This is a genomic window from Mesorhizobium sp. WSM4836 (assembly GCF_055811815.1).
Genome location: NZ_JBVVQF010000003.1, coordinates 140357 through 154664 on the forward strand (window position 1 = coordinate 140357; position 14308 = coordinate 154664).

Consider the following 14308-nt stretch of genomic DNA (forward strand, 5'->3'; position numbering starts at 1 on the left):
CTGTCGCCCTGACACAAGCCTCGAAAAGGACCCTGAGAACGAGCGATGGCGATCACCACCTTCTCCGACACCAGATGGCTGCATGGGATTGCCGCGACCGCATTTCTGGCAGCCAGCATTCCGCACGCCGCGCTGAACGCGCAGAGCCTCGATAGCGCCGAGACCGTCAACCGGATCGTCGGCTCGGAGGTCGGCCAGGAAGAGACCAAGACAAATGCGGAAGCCAGCAAGGTCAGTTCGGCGATCGACCGCACGCGTGAGAACATCGCTGCCGTGCGCAAGACATCCAAGCTCGACAAGGTCGATATCGTGTTTCTTACCGACGCCGCGCGCACCGAAGGCGGCCCGCCGCCGGCGATAGAAAACAAGGTCAGGCAACATCGGGATGACATTGCCGAGCTGCGCAAGGAGATCGAGGCGAACGCATTGCTGTTCAACGCCATCGACTCGCGGCGAGTGCAGACCGAGGACGTTCTGGCGGTGGAATTCGACGATCCGGGAAAGGTCGTCATCTATGCAGCGGCCAAGCCGCCCGGCTGAGTCGAAACTGCTCGACACCTTCGATCTCACAGCTTGCCCATGATCTTCTGCTGAAACCCGTAGACCTCGCGCTTGCCGCCGAGCGGCACCAGGGTGACGTCGCGCTCCTGCCCCGGCTCGAAGCGCATGGCGGTGCCGGCAGCGATGTCGAGACGCATGCCCCGCGCCTTATCGCGATCGAATCTCAGCCCCTCATTGGTCTCGAAAAAATGATAATGGCTGCCGACCTGGATCGGCCGGTCGCCGCTGTTGGCCACCTTCATGGTGACCGTCGGCAGTCCCTTGTTCAGCTCTATCTCGCCGCTTGCCGTGATGATTTCGCCGGGGATCATTGATTGCCTTCCGTTTCACGGTCGCCGGATCAGGCGGCCTTGCGGGGATCGCAGCCTTCGGGCTTCAGCACACGTCTGGTGGAGGCCGGATATTTATTCAGCAGCGCTGCCGGACGGATCGGGCGGGCCGAGAAATTGCCGCCGCAATTCGGACAGGCGCCGCCGAGCACGTTTTGTGCGCAGTCGGCGCAGAAGGTGCATTCGAAGGTGCAGATCACCGCATCCGTCGCATCGGGCGGCAGGTCCTTGTCGCAGCATTCGCAGTTGGGACGCAGCTCAAGCATTTTCCTCTCCTTGGCGGTGTTATCTGATCGGCTCGTGCACGGTCACCAGCTTGGTGCCGTCTGGAAACGTCGCCTCGACCTGCACATCGTGGATCATTTCGGCAATGCCTTCCATCACCTGGGCCCGGGTCACGACATGGGCGCCGGCCTCCATCAGCTCGGCGACCGCGCGCCCGTCGCGGGCACCCTCGACGACGAAATCGGTTATCAGCGCGATAGCTTCCGGGTGGTTGAGCTTGACGCCGCGTTCGAGCCGCTTGCGGGCCACGATCGCCGCCATGGCGATCAGCAGCTTGTCTTTCTCCCTCGGCGTCAGATTCATGCTTCTTCCTGCAGTGGCATAATCGAAATCAGAGTGACCATAATTTGGGCAGGCCCGCCCGCCCGTTGAGCAATTCGATAAGCGGCACCAGCCGCTTGCGGAGCTGGTAGCCGTCCTCAGCGAACAGCCTCGCAAGAAGCTTGCCAGATTTCCGCACACTCCAGAAACTGACGCCGCCCGGGCCGCCGACCATGCCCCGGGCCGGATCGAGCAAAGCTTCTGCCCGCGGCGACACCATCAGCAGCGTCGCCACGGCGACGGCACCCCCGGCAACTGCCATGCGGTTCAAGGTGGCCGCAATGTCGGGCCCGATGCGGAACTCCTCGGCATGGACCAGCTTCCCGTCCTGGCGGACACGCCAGCGGTCATGGAAATGGCCTTGCGCTGCCCGTTCACCCATGGCCAGACGGCCGAAGACGGTAGCCTCCAGGATCAGCGCCTCGGCTCCGGCGGCAAGCTCCACGTCAAGCGTGCGGGCAAAAGCCGAGCGGTCGAAGACGATGGTTTCCTGCGGCAGCCAGGCAATATGGCCGTTTTCGCCGACGGTCAGCTGCACCCGCACTTCGGCGCGGTCGGATGCGGCGCGGTAGATTTTCTCGCAGGCCTGCGTCGTTATGGTTGCGGAGGCGCCGGCACCGACATCGACCTCCCAGGCGAGACGGTCGCCACCGGTCAGCCCGCCGGCAGTGTTGATCAGGACGGCTTCGAGCGGATCGGCCGAGACCGCCGGCATGCGGATCTTGGCCGAGCCGTCCTGGTACAGGCGCCGGAGACGCGTGCGGCCTCCGTTCCAGTCGCAGCCAAGCCGCGCAACGCCGGCGACGCGCTGGGCTGGCGGCACTGAGGTCAGGCTATATGCGATCGTATCCACGACACCAACGTTAAGCACTGCGGCGGCTTTGTCGATATATAGCTTGTTGCTTGACAGCGTTTCGGTTTCTATAGAGGGAGCCACCTTGGTACGGTCACCGGCGCCCGGCGGGGTAAAAGGTGACGATGATGACGTAATCGAGGACAAAAGGGGCGCTGATCAGTTGGCGTCGGGAAACGACAGAGTTGGGGAAGAAACCGAATGGCTGACCAGCTGGCAAACGATATCATCGCCAAGATCAAGGCTCATGCCGAGCCGGGCGGCGAGGAAATCACCACCAGTACCGAACTGACCGCCCTTGGCATCCATTCGCTGGAACTGACGGAAATCATCTTCGATCTCGAGGAAGAGTATGGCATCGAAATCGAGATGAACACGGTCGATGCGTGGAGCAATCTGAAGAATGTCGGCGACATGGTCGAGGCGGTTCGCGCGCTGATCGCGAAAAAAGCCTGACTGAATGCACAAGCGCATCGTCATCACGGGCATCGGCGGATTATGCGGCCTCGGCACCAATGCACCGGCAATCTGGAATGAGATGCGCGCCGGCCGTTCGGCAATCGGTGCGATCGTCAATTCCGAGCTGCATGACCTCAAGGTCAGGGTCGGCTGCGAAATCAAAACGCTTCCCGATCACGGCATCGACCGTAAGCAGGTCGTGTCGATGGACCGCTTCAGTCTTCTGGCGACGATCGCCGCGCGGGAGGCGGCACAGCAGGCGGGATTGAACCCGCACGCGGCCAACACCTACCGGATGGGCACCATCGTCGGCGTCGGCGTCTGCGGCTGGGAGGCAATCGAAGAGAGCTATCGCGCCATCCTGCTCGAAGGCAAGAACCGCGCCGGCATCTTCACCGTGCCGAAAGTAATGCCGGGAGCTGCCGCCGGCCACGTCAGCATGAATCTTGGTCTGCGCGGGCCGGTGTTCGGCATCACCTCTGCCTGTTCATCATCCAACCACGCCATTGCCTCGGCTGTCGACCAGATCAGGCTCGGCCGTGCCGACGTCATGGTCGCCGGCGGCACCGATGCGCCGCTGGTCTGGGGCATCCTCAAGGGCTGGGAGGCCCTGCGGGTCTTGTCGCCGGACACCTGCCGGCCGTTTTCGGCCGACCGCCAAGGGCTCGTGCTCGGCGAAGGCGCCGGCATGGTGGTGCTGGAAACCTATGAGCATGCGATGGCGCGCGGCGCCGCCATCCTTGCCGAAATCGCCGGCGTCGGCCTGTCCGCCGACGCCTCCGACATCGTCGCGCCGACTATCGAAGGGCCGGAGGCGGCGATGCGCTTTTGCCTGGTCGACGCCGGGCTCAATCCGGAGGATGTCGACTATCTCAACGCGCATGGCACCGGCACTAAGGCCAACGACCAGATCGAGACGGCGGCGATCAAACGCGTGTTCGGCGGCCATGCCTACAAGCTTTCGGTGTCCTCGACCAAATCGATGCACGCCCACTGCCTCGGCGCGTCCGGCGCGCTGGAAATGATCGCCTGCGTGATGGCGATCCGCGAAGGCATCGTGCCGCCGACCGCCAATTACCGGGAAGCCGACGCCGACTGCGATCTCGACATCACGCCGAACGTGGCGCGCGAGCGCGCGGTACGCACCGCGATCAGCAACAGCTTCGCGTTCGGCGGCACCAATGCGGTGCTGGCGGTCAAGGCCGTCTGAACCGCACCCCTTGCAGGCCTTCACCGGGGCCGGCGAAACTTTCCATGCGCATATTGATGCGCCAGGCGTCGCGCCTAACTCTCTGCGACCCGCCACGACCGTGCGCTCGGCGCGGTCCCCGACCAGGAGTTTCGATGACCGATCTGTCCGCGTTTCCGATCGCCACGCGCTGGCCGGCGAGCCACCCCGACCGCATCCAGCTCTATTCGTTTCCGACGCCGAACGGGGTGAAGATATCGATCGCGCTGGAGGAGCTTGGCCTGCCTTACGAGCCGCATGCCGTCGACATCGGCAAGAACGAGAGCTGGACGCCGGAATTCCTGTCTTTGAACCCGAACGGCAAGATACCGGCGATGATCGACCCGGACGGCCCGGGCGGAAAGCCGATCGGCCTGTTCGAATCCGGCGCCATCCTGCTTTACCTCAGCGACAAGACCGGCAAGCTGGTTCCGACAGACGCAACGCTGCGTTACGAGACGATCCAGTGGGTGTTCTTCCAGATGGCTTCGATCGGCCCGATGTTCGGTCAAGTCGGGTTCTTCCACAAATTCGCCGGCCGCGAAATCGCCGACAAGCGCCCGCTGGAACGTTATCGCGACGAGTCGCGACGGCTGATCGGCGTCCTCGAAACCAGGCTCAAGGGCCGCAGCTGGATCATGGGCGACGATTACACCATCGCCGACATTTCGATGCTTGGGTGGGTGCGCAATCTGATCGGCTTTTACGACGCACGGGAACTCGTCGGTTTCGACGATTTCCCCGGCGTGGGCGCATGGCTGGAGCGCGGCCTTGCCCGGCCGGCGGTGCAGAGGGGCCTCACCATTCCGGCCAGGCGCTGATCTTACGCCGATTCCGCTCGGCTATTTTGCTTTGGTCCGGGATTTTGAGCCGCTCTTGCCGACTACGGAAGCGGCAAGCGACGCCGCACCTTTGGCGGTCGCAAGCACGGCACCAGCAGCGACGTTGGCCGTCGTTTTGACGGTGCGCATTGCGCTGCCTGCGATCGACCCTCTGCTGCTTGCCGGCTTTTTAGGGCTGGCAGCTTTGGGAGCCGCGGCCTTGCTCGCAGCAGGCACCACCTTCTTCGGCGCTGCCTTGCCAAAGCTGGGCTTTGCAGCCTCGTTCGAGCGAGCGGCCGCTGCCGGGCCGGCGCTGGTTTTCGCTCGGGTTGCTTTTGATCGTGTTGTCCTGCCCTTGGCGGGCGCGGGCTTTCTTGCCATGGTTTCCATCGAACCGTTCCCTCACGCGGCACTATTGCCGTGTCGGGGATAACGGCCTGAAAGTGTTAAGGTTCCGGCCGAAAAGTCCTTATAGATCAGGCCTGCTCACCGACCACCAGGTCGGCGGGCCGCCGCCGGGCAAGCACGCGATCGATGTTCGGCATGTCGTTGGAAGCGATCCAGGCGCGCGCGTCCTCGTCGGAGCGGCCGTGCTCGTGCCATCGCTCCAGCAGTCGGCGCTCGAGCTCGGCGCGCGGCACATCGACAAAGATCGAGAAGTCGAACAGCGGCGCCAGCCGCGTCCAGGGTTCTTCGTCGAGCAGCAGATAATTGCCTTCGACCAGGATGAATTTGGTCCCTGCGGCGATGATCGCAGCGGCGGCGCGCGACAGCTCCATGCTGCGGTCGAAGACCGGGATCGCGATATCCGGCTCGCCGGCGCGGATGCGCTTGAGCACCGCTTCGAAGCCGGCAAAATCAAAGGTTTCCGGGGCACCTTTTCGCGCGCGAAGGCCGCGCCGCTCGAGCACGACATCGTCGTAATGGAAGCCGTCCATCGGCACGACTTCCGCCGTGCCTTCCGGCAGCAGGTCGTGCAAGCCTGCCGACAATGTCGATTTGCCCGCGCCGGGCGGACCGGCAATGGCAACGACGAAGCGCGGCGCCTTGCCGGCGCGCTTGAAGATGGTGGCGGCGAGATGAGCGATTTCTGACATTGGGCCCTTCTGGCAGGTCGACCGCATCTTGGCGATAGTTCGCGGAAATTTCAAATCCTGGATTAGTTTCCTCGCGCAGGGATTTTGACCGTCCGTTGGCAAATCGCAAAGCTTTGAGATTGGCCGAAACGATCGTCCCTTTCGTCATCCTGGGGCGGAGCAAGGAGCGAAGCGACGCAGCGCAGACCCCAGGATCCATGCCGTGACATCAGGGCGCCTCAGCGGCGCAGAATTCTGTTCCGCCGCATTCCTGGACGACGGTCGCGGCATGGATCCCAGGGTCTCCGCGACGTCGCTTCGCTCCTGCTCCGCCCAGGGATGACGAAGGTGGGGAGGCGAGCTCTCAGACTGGGACGGATTGGCCGATCCGCAGGAAATCGCTGTCGAAGCCAATGTCGCGGACGGCGTCGTCAGCGGCCAGGATGCGCATGCGGCCCGGCGAGGTCGTGACGTCGCGCGGCGGCTCGCCGGATGGCCATGGCAATGCGCCGATGACATGGCGGAACGAAACGCTACGCCGTTCGGAAAGGGCAAAGGCGGTCGCCACGCCTTCGCGCTTCAGCCAGTTGTCACTGAGCGACGCGGCATGGCCGACGGCCGTGCGGCCGTCCTCGATGCCGAGCACGCCGCGGTGGCGGCCGCTCCAGGGTGCATAGTCGCGCCCGCCATTGCTGACCCACAGCATGGTCACCGGCAGTTCGGCCGGGTTCTTCAGCACCAGCACGAGATCGGCTTCCGCCTGGCGCGCCAGCGCGGTCCAGCCCGGCCCGCCATGATCGGCCTCGACCAGCGTGACGAAATCCTCACACAGCTGGTCCATGCGATAGGCGGTCAGGTCGATCGTGCCGCCGTCGGCGGCGGGAAAGCGCGTCAGGTCGGTGCTGCGCGCCGGGTAGGCGAGCAAAGAGCGGCCGCGGGCCGGATCGGGTTCCAGCGCCTCCTCAGGCGTTGCGGCAAGGCGCTTTGGCGAGAAGGCCAGCCTGCCGCCGGCCGTCATTACCGTCATCGGATGGTGGGCGACGGGAATGGCGCCTGCGCCGCCGGAAAAGACGTGCTCCTGATAGAGAAACGGATGCCCGTCGCGCAAGGTCAGTATCTTGTCGACGGTTGCGTCCATGACCGGGCGCTGCAGCCGGAAAACGGCGCGCCAGCCATCGGCCGTTGCCGCGCTGGCGACGACATCCCAGCGACTATTCGCCGGCCAACCATGCAAAGGTGCCGCTTCGACGTCGCTGGTCGAGAACGGCGCGCAGAGGAAATCGCCGGACAGGTGGACCGTCCCTTCAGGCAGGTCTTTCGGCAGCGTCTCGCGCGGCTCGCCGACCCAGGGTGCCCGATGCAGCGGCTTCAGCCGGCGGCCATCGCTATCGATCGCCATGTCGGCGAGATGGCCGACGGCCAGATCGACCGATACCGAAATGCCCTTTGCCGTGATCGTGACCGTATCCATGTGCACCTACCAATCCTCCCGGCCCCGATTCTGCCAGCCCGATTCAGCCGGCCCGATTCAGCCGGCGCAGCAAAGCCCATTCGCCGCCGGTTGCGCAAGCGCGGTGGCGGCGATTCACATAGGACCGCGCCACGTCGGCCTGTGGACAGGGCACCATTCCAGAGCTCGACCGATATTAACCAAATGGACTGTGCCTTTGCGTTAAGATAGCTTCGCCTCGTCTCAGAAACAGCCTGCCTTCGGAACCGACTTGTCCGCCTTCCGCTTCTTTTCGCTCCTCCACAAATGCGTCGCTGTGCTGGCGCTGCTGCTATTTGCTGCCGGCTGCACGACGGTGGCGCCGCCCGACAGTGTGCTGGCGGTGCCGGCCCCGCCGCAGAAATATGCCGCCATGGTCGTCGATGCCGGTACCGGCAAGACGCTGTTCGAGGTCAATTCGACGGCGCCGCGCTATCCGGCGTCACTGACCAAGATGATGACGCTCTACCTTCTGTTCGAGGCGCTGGATTCAGGCCGCATCAGCAAGGAGACGCAAATTCCGATGTCGGACAACGCCGCCCGGCAGCCGCCGACCAAGCTGCGGTTCAGGCGCGGCGAGACCATCGATGTCGATTCGGCGATCCGCGCCATCGTCGTCAAATCGGCCAATGACGTGGCGGTCGCCGTTGCCGAATATCTCGGCGGCAGCGAACAGGCGTTCGCCGGCATGATGACCGCCAAGGCGCGCCAGAGCGGCATGAGCAGCACCGTTTTCCGCAATGCCTCGGGCCTGCCGGACGGCGACCAGCACACGAGCGCGCGCGACATGGCGGTGCTCGGCATGGCGCTGCACGCCCGCTTCCCGCAGCATTTCCACTATTTCTCGGAAAGCGACTTCATGTTCCGCGGCAGGCTGGTGCGCGGCCACAACGACATGCTCGGCCGGGTGCGCGGCGTCGACGGCATCAAGACCGGCTACATCAGGGCTTCCGGATTCAACATCGTCACCTCCTATAATGCGGACGGGCACAGGCTGATCGTCGTGGTGATGGGTGCCGACAGCGCGCGCCAGCGCAACGACCATGTCGAGGCGCTGATCCAGCGCAGCCTGTCGACGGCGACTGCGAGTGCGACGACGCGGCTGCTATATGCCGAGCAGCAGTGACGGCTGACGTCCGGCGAGCGGCGGATCAAGGCGCTTGTCAGGCAAGAAACGCGGAACCGCCGTTTTGCGCGATACTGCTGAGATACTTTGCCGGCGGTTTGCCAAGCGCCTTCTTGAACATACTGATGAAGGCGGTGACCGATTCATAGCCGAGATCGGCCGAAACCTGCTGCACGCTGGCGCCGGAGGCCAGCTCTCGCAATGCGACGATCAGGTGCAATTGCTGGCGCCAGCGCCCGAAGGTCAGCCCCGTCTCTTTCACCACGAGACGTGCGAGACTGCTCTCGCTGAGTGCGACGCGACTGGCCCATTGCGCCAGGGTGCTGCGATCGGCGGGATCTTGCGCCAGCGCCGCGGCGATGCGCCTCAAGCGCGGCTCGGCCGAGATCGGCAAATGTAGCTGCTGGACAGGCATGCGCGGCAGCTCGGTGAGCAGAACCCTGGTCAGGAGCTCGCTCCTCGTGTCGTCGTCCTCACCGCGATCCGCCAGCTCGATAATGAGCTCGCGCAGCAACGGCGAGATCGAAAGCGTGCAGCACCGGTCCGGCAGCTCGGCAGGGCCCGGCTCGATATAGACGAAGAAAATCTGGGCATTAGCGGTCGCGATATTGCTGTGCTCCATGTCGCCCGGAATCCAAACCGCGCAATGCGGCGGCACCATCCACAGCCCGCTGGGGACGCGACATGTGACGCCACCGTCCAGCGCGAAGACGAGCTGGCCTTTGCGGTGGCGGTGGTCCGGCACCTCCGCCCTGGTCTCGGTGACGTCGACGCGCACGGCGATTGCCGGGGCGTGGACATCATCCGGATCGAAAGGCCAGGGGTAGCGGAGCGGCTGTCTCATAATGATTGATTTTAGCGATCAAATGCCAAGATATCTAAATTACTCAAACAGGAAAGTCGATAGTTTAGGTCTCAAGATGAGGAACTCAGGAGGCGGCAGGGGCTTTCAGGCCCGGCGCACGAAAACAGGCTGGCGTCCGCCAGGCGGCAGGAAGGTACGAACCATGCTCGGCTTAATCACATCTTCCGACAGCGCCACCGGGTTGAAATTCGCCGAGCTTGGCGAGCCCGAGCCCGCCCCGCACGAGGCGCTGGTCTCGGTCCGGGCAGTCTCGCTGAACCGCGGCGAACTGCGCCTGCTCAATATCCGCCCGAACGGCTGGGTGCCTGGCCAGGACGTCGCCGGAATTGTCGAGCGCGCCGCGGCCGACGGCTCCGGCCCGGCCGTCGGCACCCGGGTGGCGGCGCTGGTCGACGAGGCCGGGTGGGCAGAACGTGTCGCCGTTCCAACCGACCACCTCGCCGTCCTGCCGGACCAGGTCAGCTTCGTCGCCGCCGCCACCGTTCCGGTCGCCGGCACCACCGCGCTGCGGACCCTGCGCCTCGGCGGCGACCTGGCCGGCCAGCGGGTCCTGATTACCGGCGCAAGCGGCGCGGTCGGCCGTTTCCAGATCCAGATCGCCCGCCAGCATGGCGCGTCGGTGACGGCGGTCGCCGCCGCCCGGCATGCCGAAGATCTCCGCGGCATCGGAGCCGAGCGGGTGGTCGAAACGATCGAGCTCGCCGAAGGACTGTTCTCGCTGATTACCGAGTCGGTCGGCAGCGATAGCCTCGCCCACGCCATCGAACGGGTGGCGCCCGGCGGGACCGTCGTCATGTTCGGCTCGAGCAGCGGCGAACTCACGCCGATCGGCTTCCGCCAGTTCGTTCCGGGCCACGAAGGCGCACGGCTGCAGAACTTCGCCTACTACGCGTCCGGTCCGCAGGTAGGCGCCGACATCGCCTCGCTGCTCGCGCTGATCGCAGCCAGCCGGCTCGAAACGCGCGTGGTCCTGACCGTGCCGTGGCGGGACGTAGGCGGGGCTCTGGACGCGCTGCGGCAGCGCAGCATCAGCGGCAAGGCAGTGCTTACCATGACCGAATGAGCAGGCGGTGGCGCCGGACGGGACGATGTCTATCCCTGGAGGCTGCACGGGTAACTTGAGCCTGCCCGCGATTGCCCGTTGAAGCGCGGCCCGGCTTCCGCTAAGAAGCCGTGGCTGGCCGGTTTACCGGCTGGTTCGTTTTTGGGATCACCGATTCTGAAGGCACCCGTAGCTCAGCTGGATAGAGCGCTGCCCTCCGAAGGCAGAGGTCACAGGTTCGAATCCTGTCGGGTGCGCCAGTAACCACTGATTTTACTAGCTAAATTGCCGTGAGATGGTCGGGTCATCGCTCGCGGACGGTTCCGGGCAACACCAGGGCAACACATTTCAGATATTTGAAGACGGCCCTAATGGCTCAACCGAGTGAGCAAACAGCAAACGGTGGTTTGCGGTTTGAACACCCGGGGGAAGTCTCCATCAAGAGCGCCGTCGCCTACTATCGAGTCTCCACTCAACGACAAGGTCGATCAGGACTCGGGCTTGAAGCTCAACGAACCGCCGTCTCGCGCTTCGCTGGGATCGAGGGCATCGCCCTGTTCTCCGAGTTTACCGAGGTCGAAACCGGCAAGGGTGCCGATGCGTTCGATCGACGGCCACAGCTTGCCGCAGCGCTGGCCACAGCGCGCGAGGCGAAGTGTCCGGTGCTTGTGGCAAAGCTTGATCGCCTTTCGCGCGATGTCGCCTTCATTGCCGGGCTGATGGCCCGACGCGTGCCATTCATCGTGGCCGAACTCGGCGCCAATGCGGATCCTTTCATGCTGCATCTCTACGCCGCGCTGGCGGAGAAAGAGCGCCGGCAGATCTCGGAACGAACCCGAGCCGCCCTCGCCTCGCGCAAGTCGCAGGGAACGAAGCTCGGCAATCCCGCCAGCGCAGGCCAGGCAGCGGCAACGGGACGCGACGTTCAGACGCGTGCCGCCGATCGCTTTGCTGAAACCGTCATGCCGATCATCGGGTCATTGCAGAGAGCAGGCATCACTAGCCTGCGCGGGCATTGCAATCGCTTTGAACAACCGCGGGGTGCGGACCGCTCGCGGCGGCATCTGGCAGGTGTCTAACGTGCGCAATGTCTTGGGCCGAGTGGCCACGCCGACCGCCTGGGACGTTTTATAAACGGGAACAACGGTTGTGCCACCTTGCGTGTCGGGCGCGACCCGAACCAGTCTCAGCCGCGCTCGACCGGGAACTACTTTGTGCACAGCATCATTTCCTTGGGGCGCTCATTCGGACGCGCGCGCCACTTACAGGCGGTTTTCCACACGGCCATCGGGCATGAAATGAGCTCAACGATCTTGGGGTTCAACGCTTCGGTCACTAGCAGCGCCAGATGCACGGCAAGGTATGATTTCCCTTCCACAACAGGAGTCGGGGCGACCAACAGCCGTAGCCGGCTCACGGTGCGCCCTGGAACGAGATGACTAAGGCAGAAACCCCTCCTCTCGAACGCAGGCTCGTTGCCATCCTGGCAGCTGACGTGGTGGGCTCTCCCGCCTCATGCACGACGATGAGGAGCGCACGCTTGCCACACTGACCGCTCACCGAGCCATCATCGACGAATTGATCGCCAATAGCCGCGGCGAGATCGCTGGCACGGCCGGCGATAGCGTGCTCGCCGAATTCGCGAGCGTCGTCGACGCCGTGCATTGCGCGGTGTCGATCCAACAGGCGCTCGCCAAGGCCAACGAGTCTCTGCCCCAGGGAAGCCGTATGCTGTTCCGCATCGGCATCAATGTCGGCGACGTGATGGTCAAGGACGGCGACATTTTTGGCGACGGCGTCAACGTCGCGGCGCGGCTTGAAAGCATGGCCGAGCCGGGCGGCATCTGTGTGGCGCGCGGCGTGCGCGATCATGTGCGCGACCGCATGGAGTACAACTTCGAGGATCTCGGCGAGCACAGGGTCAAGAACATCGCTCGCCCGGTCCGTGTCTTCCGCGTCTCATTCGATCCCAACGGAACGACGGAGCCGGCGGTCACCGAACCGCCTAATTCTGACCTGCGGGCGCAATCGACAAGTGGCAACGGCAACGGCCAGTCCGACGGCGTCGAGCCGGTCGAGCTTGCATTCTGGCAATCGGTCGAGGCGAGTGACCCAAAGGAATACAAGGCTTATCTTGAGCAATTTCCGGATGGCGCATTCGCGGCACTGGCCAAAGCGCGACTGGCTGGCCCGTCTGGCTCATCGCACTTGGCCGACCAAACAGTGGAGCTCGAGTTCTGGAGCTCAATCAAGGACACCGACGTTAGGGAAAACTTTGAGGCCTATCTCGAAAAGTATCCCGATGGAGAGTTCAAGAGCCTGGCAGAGATTCGGCACAAGGCCCTGACAGACGCCAAGACCGATCAGGTCGTCTGAATGAGTTCGCCCAGCGTCGTGGCAAGATTGTGCCAATGAGACGGTTCAGCGGATGGACCCGTGGCCGCCTGGACGATTCAAAGCCTGAGTGACTACAAAATGACCGTGACGGCGCATTGCCCATGAGAAACTTGCCATGCCCAAAGCGCTCGGCTCTCTACTTATGATCGCCTTCGTATCGGGTTGTACATCGACCGGGTCCACCCCCCCGAGCTGGCAAAGCAGATACCCCAATTGCAACGCGCCCTTCTGGTCATGGTGCGTTGCCGAAAACAATCGCTAGAGCATAGAAGGACGGCGGCGTCATTTGTTCCGTAGCCTCACGCCAGCACCGCCGCCGTTCTTGGCAATCAACTCGACTCCGGCAGCTTAGAGGGCTGCGCGGAACTGTACCTTTTGCCTGTGTTATCAGGAAAAGGACCACCGGCAGCTTCAATCATCACTCGCGAGACAGCCGGTGCCAGGGAAAGCATTTTGGCGAGGGTCGGCGATACCGGGCCCGGCGCGACCTCCTCAATAGTTGGAGTTGGGCGAGCCTTACGGCGACCCGCGTGCCGGGGCGCGGATGCGTCGCCGGCTGGCTGCTACAGGTGAAATGGCGGGCCCGGCTGCGTGGGATTAGCTTTTTGGCGAGCAGCCGGGCTTATCAGGTCTGAAGCGTTAGAAGCAGGCCCGGTATATGCCCACCCAATGTCGAATAGAAAGTGAATATTAGTTAAGCGCGGCTTGACGTCCTGCCCATTCGTGACCCTTCTTATTCCGTGACGGTATCGTGTCACGAAACACCGCGACAGCCTAGCCTTCCTGAGTGGGACGAGAACCATTCGCCGGGGTAGTCCTGCCGGATCAACCAGCAACCCACTCTGGTGGCGTGGCTTTGGTCAGAACACGCATTTTTTGTATCTATAGTTACCAAACCTCGGATCAAGGCGCTCAAAGTGAGTTGCGTCGATGATGCGGAATGACCAGGAAAACTTCCTGGATACGAGAGCGTCAGAACAGCTCAATAGGGCGGAGAAGCCGTCGTTCGCCTCACCGATTTGCGAGATCGTGCAGATGCCCCGGCCCCTTTGCCTTGTTGCCCGAAATGATGAATCCGCCGTCATTCGCAAAGTTCCGGTCCTTGAACTGGATTTTCTCGCCGATCTTTTCGAAGACCCCCGCGCAGTCGCTGCTTTCCCAGACCCATGCGCCTTGCAAAACCTCGACAGCATCCGCCCGTGCTCCGGCTCCGCTAGCGGCGAACAGTGCCGATCCCAGTAGCAGTCCTGCCTTCCAGCGATTACACCGCCGTCTCAGCGCTTGCATGACGAGGAGGTGCACCATGGATCTCCAAAGTCGGGGGCCAAATTCGCAATTCGGGTGGAAAGGGGAAGCCTCGAGTCGAACCGGGCGACGCGGTGAGCTGCGAGCCACCGTCGCGGGTGTCTGGAAAGACGGCCATTTCACAGTCCAAATCCGCAGCGGCGGTCAGCGC

17 protein-coding genes and 1 tRNA gene are annotated in these 14308 nt (G+C 63.6%); 10 read left to right on the forward strand and 8 right to left on the reverse strand.

Annotated features, from left to right (window positions below; translation table 11 throughout):
* Positions 1-45 precede the first annotated feature (45 nt).
* A complete protein-coding gene (locus tag AC0L2P_RS04890) occupies positions 46-540 on the forward strand; it encodes a hypothetical protein (RefSeq protein WP_473500109.1) in 495 nt (164 codons plus the stop codon).
* A 26-nt stretch (positions 541-566) separates the two neighbouring features.
* Here the strand turns inward: AC0L2P_RS04890 and AC0L2P_RS04895 are convergent, their stop codons facing one another.
* Genes AC0L2P_RS04895 through AC0L2P_RS04910 form a run of 4 tightly spaced genes read right to left on the reverse strand, consistent with a single transcriptional unit; the run spans position 567 to position 2349 of the window.
* Complete coding sequence (locus AC0L2P_RS04895; RefSeq protein ID WP_254815823.1) at positions 567-872, reverse strand: urease subunit beta; 306 nt, start codon at positions 870-872, stop codon at positions 567-569.
* Positions 873-901: 29 nt separating this feature from the next.
* A complete protein-coding gene (locus tag AC0L2P_RS04900; RefSeq protein ID WP_473500110.1) occupies positions 902-1156 on the reverse strand; it encodes a DUF1272 domain-containing protein in 255 nt (84 codons plus the stop codon).
* Between the two features lie 19 nt (positions 1157-1175).
* Positions 1176-1478, reverse strand: a complete 303-nt coding sequence (locus tag AC0L2P_RS04905) for an urease subunit gamma (RefSeq protein ID WP_023677011.1) — start codon at positions 1476-1478, stop codon at positions 1176-1178.
* A gap of 28 nt (positions 1479-1506) precedes the next feature.
* Positions 1507-2349 (reverse strand): urease accessory protein UreD, encoded by an 843-nt coding sequence (locus tag AC0L2P_RS04910; RefSeq protein ID WP_473500111.1) that lies wholly within the window; start codon positions 2347-2349, stop codon positions 1507-1509.
* 201 nt (positions 2350-2550) lie between these two features.
* Between AC0L2P_RS04910 and AC0L2P_RS04915 the strand changes: the two genes are divergently transcribed.
* From AC0L2P_RS04915 to AC0L2P_RS04930, 4 genes are all read left to right on the forward strand, one after another.
* Positions 2551-2805, forward strand: coding sequence for an acyl carrier protein (locus AC0L2P_RS04915; RefSeq protein ID WP_023677013.1), 255 nt, complete (start codon positions 2551-2553; stop codon positions 2803-2805).
* Positions 2806-2809: 4 nt separating this feature from the next.
* Entirely contained in the window at positions 2810-4018 is a 1209-nt protein-coding gene (locus AC0L2P_RS04920) for a beta-ketoacyl-[acyl-carrier-protein] synthase family protein (RefSeq protein ID WP_473500112.1), read from the forward strand.
* A 134-nt stretch (positions 4019-4152) separates the two neighbouring features.
* Positions 4153-4857 (forward strand): glutathione S-transferase family protein, encoded by a 705-nt coding sequence (locus AC0L2P_RS04925; protein WP_473500113.1) that lies wholly within the window; start codon positions 4153-4155, stop codon positions 4855-4857.
* Between the two features lie 124 nt (positions 4858-4981).
* Positions 4982-5290, forward strand: coding sequence for a hypothetical protein (locus AC0L2P_RS04930; RefSeq protein WP_473500114.1), 309 nt, complete (start codon positions 4982-4984; stop codon positions 5288-5290).
* 43 nt (positions 5291-5333) lie between these two features.
* On the opposite strand, the gene AC0L2P_RS04935 is transcribed toward AC0L2P_RS04930, so the two are convergent.
* Both AC0L2P_RS04935 and AC0L2P_RS04940 read right to left on the reverse strand, forming a co-directional pair.
* Positions 5334-5954, reverse strand: a complete 621-nt coding sequence (locus AC0L2P_RS04935; RefSeq protein WP_473500115.1) for a nucleoside triphosphate hydrolase — start codon at positions 5952-5954, stop codon at positions 5334-5336.
* Positions 5955-6297: 343 nt separating this feature from the next.
* The gene (locus tag AC0L2P_RS04940; RefSeq protein ID WP_473500116.1) at positions 6298-7404 is read right to left on the reverse strand and encodes a hypothetical protein; all 1107 of its coding nucleotides are present in this window, start codon (positions 7402-7404) and stop codon (positions 6298-6300) included.
* Between the two features lie 250 nt (positions 7405-7654).
* On the opposite strand from AC0L2P_RS04940, the gene AC0L2P_RS04945 reads away from it, so the two are divergent.
* Positions 7655-8548, forward strand: coding sequence for a D-alanyl-D-alanine carboxypeptidase family protein (locus tag AC0L2P_RS04945; protein ID WP_473500117.1), 894 nt, complete (start codon positions 7655-7657; stop codon positions 8546-8548).
* 37 nt (positions 8549-8585) lie between these two features.
* Here the strand turns inward: AC0L2P_RS04945 and AC0L2P_RS04950 are convergent, their stop codons facing one another.
* Positions 8586-9392, reverse strand: a complete 807-nt coding sequence (locus tag AC0L2P_RS04950) for an AraC family transcriptional regulator (protein ID WP_473500118.1) — start codon at positions 9390-9392, stop codon at positions 8586-8588.
* A gap of 163 nt (positions 9393-9555) precedes the next feature.
* On the opposite strand from AC0L2P_RS04950, the gene AC0L2P_RS04955 reads away from it, so the two are divergent.
* The 4 genes from AC0L2P_RS04955 to AC0L2P_RS04970 all read left to right on the forward strand — a co-directional run bounded on the left by AC0L2P_RS04955 (position 9556) and on the right by AC0L2P_RS04970 (position 12831).
* Positions 9556-10476 carry a zinc-binding dehydrogenase gene (locus AC0L2P_RS04955; RefSeq protein ID WP_473500119.1) on the forward strand — a complete coding sequence of 307 codons (921 nt, stop codon included), beginning with the start codon at positions 9556-9558 and terminating at the stop codon, positions 10474-10476.
* A gap of 162 nt (positions 10477-10638) precedes the next feature.
* Positions 10639-10715 (forward strand) — tRNA-Arg (locus tag AC0L2P_RS04960).
* A 96-nt stretch (positions 10716-10811) separates the two neighbouring features.
* Positions 10812-11534, forward strand: coding sequence for a recombinase family protein (locus tag AC0L2P_RS04965; protein WP_473500120.1), 723 nt, complete (start codon positions 10812-10814; stop codon positions 11532-11534).
* A gap of 436 nt (positions 11535-11970) precedes the next feature.
* Positions 11971-12831 (forward strand): adenylate/guanylate cyclase domain-containing protein, encoded by an 861-nt coding sequence (locus AC0L2P_RS04970; RefSeq protein WP_473500121.1) that lies wholly within the window; start codon positions 11971-11973, stop codon positions 12829-12831.
* Positions 12832-13863: 1032 nt separating this feature from the next.
* Here AC0L2P_RS04970 and AC0L2P_RS04975 read toward each other — a convergent pair.
* Positions 13864-14157 carry a hypothetical protein gene (locus AC0L2P_RS04975; protein WP_473500122.1) on the reverse strand — a complete coding sequence of 98 codons (294 nt, stop codon included), beginning with the start codon at positions 14155-14157 and terminating at the stop codon, positions 13864-13866.
* Between the last annotated feature and the right edge of the window lie 151 nt (positions 14158-14308).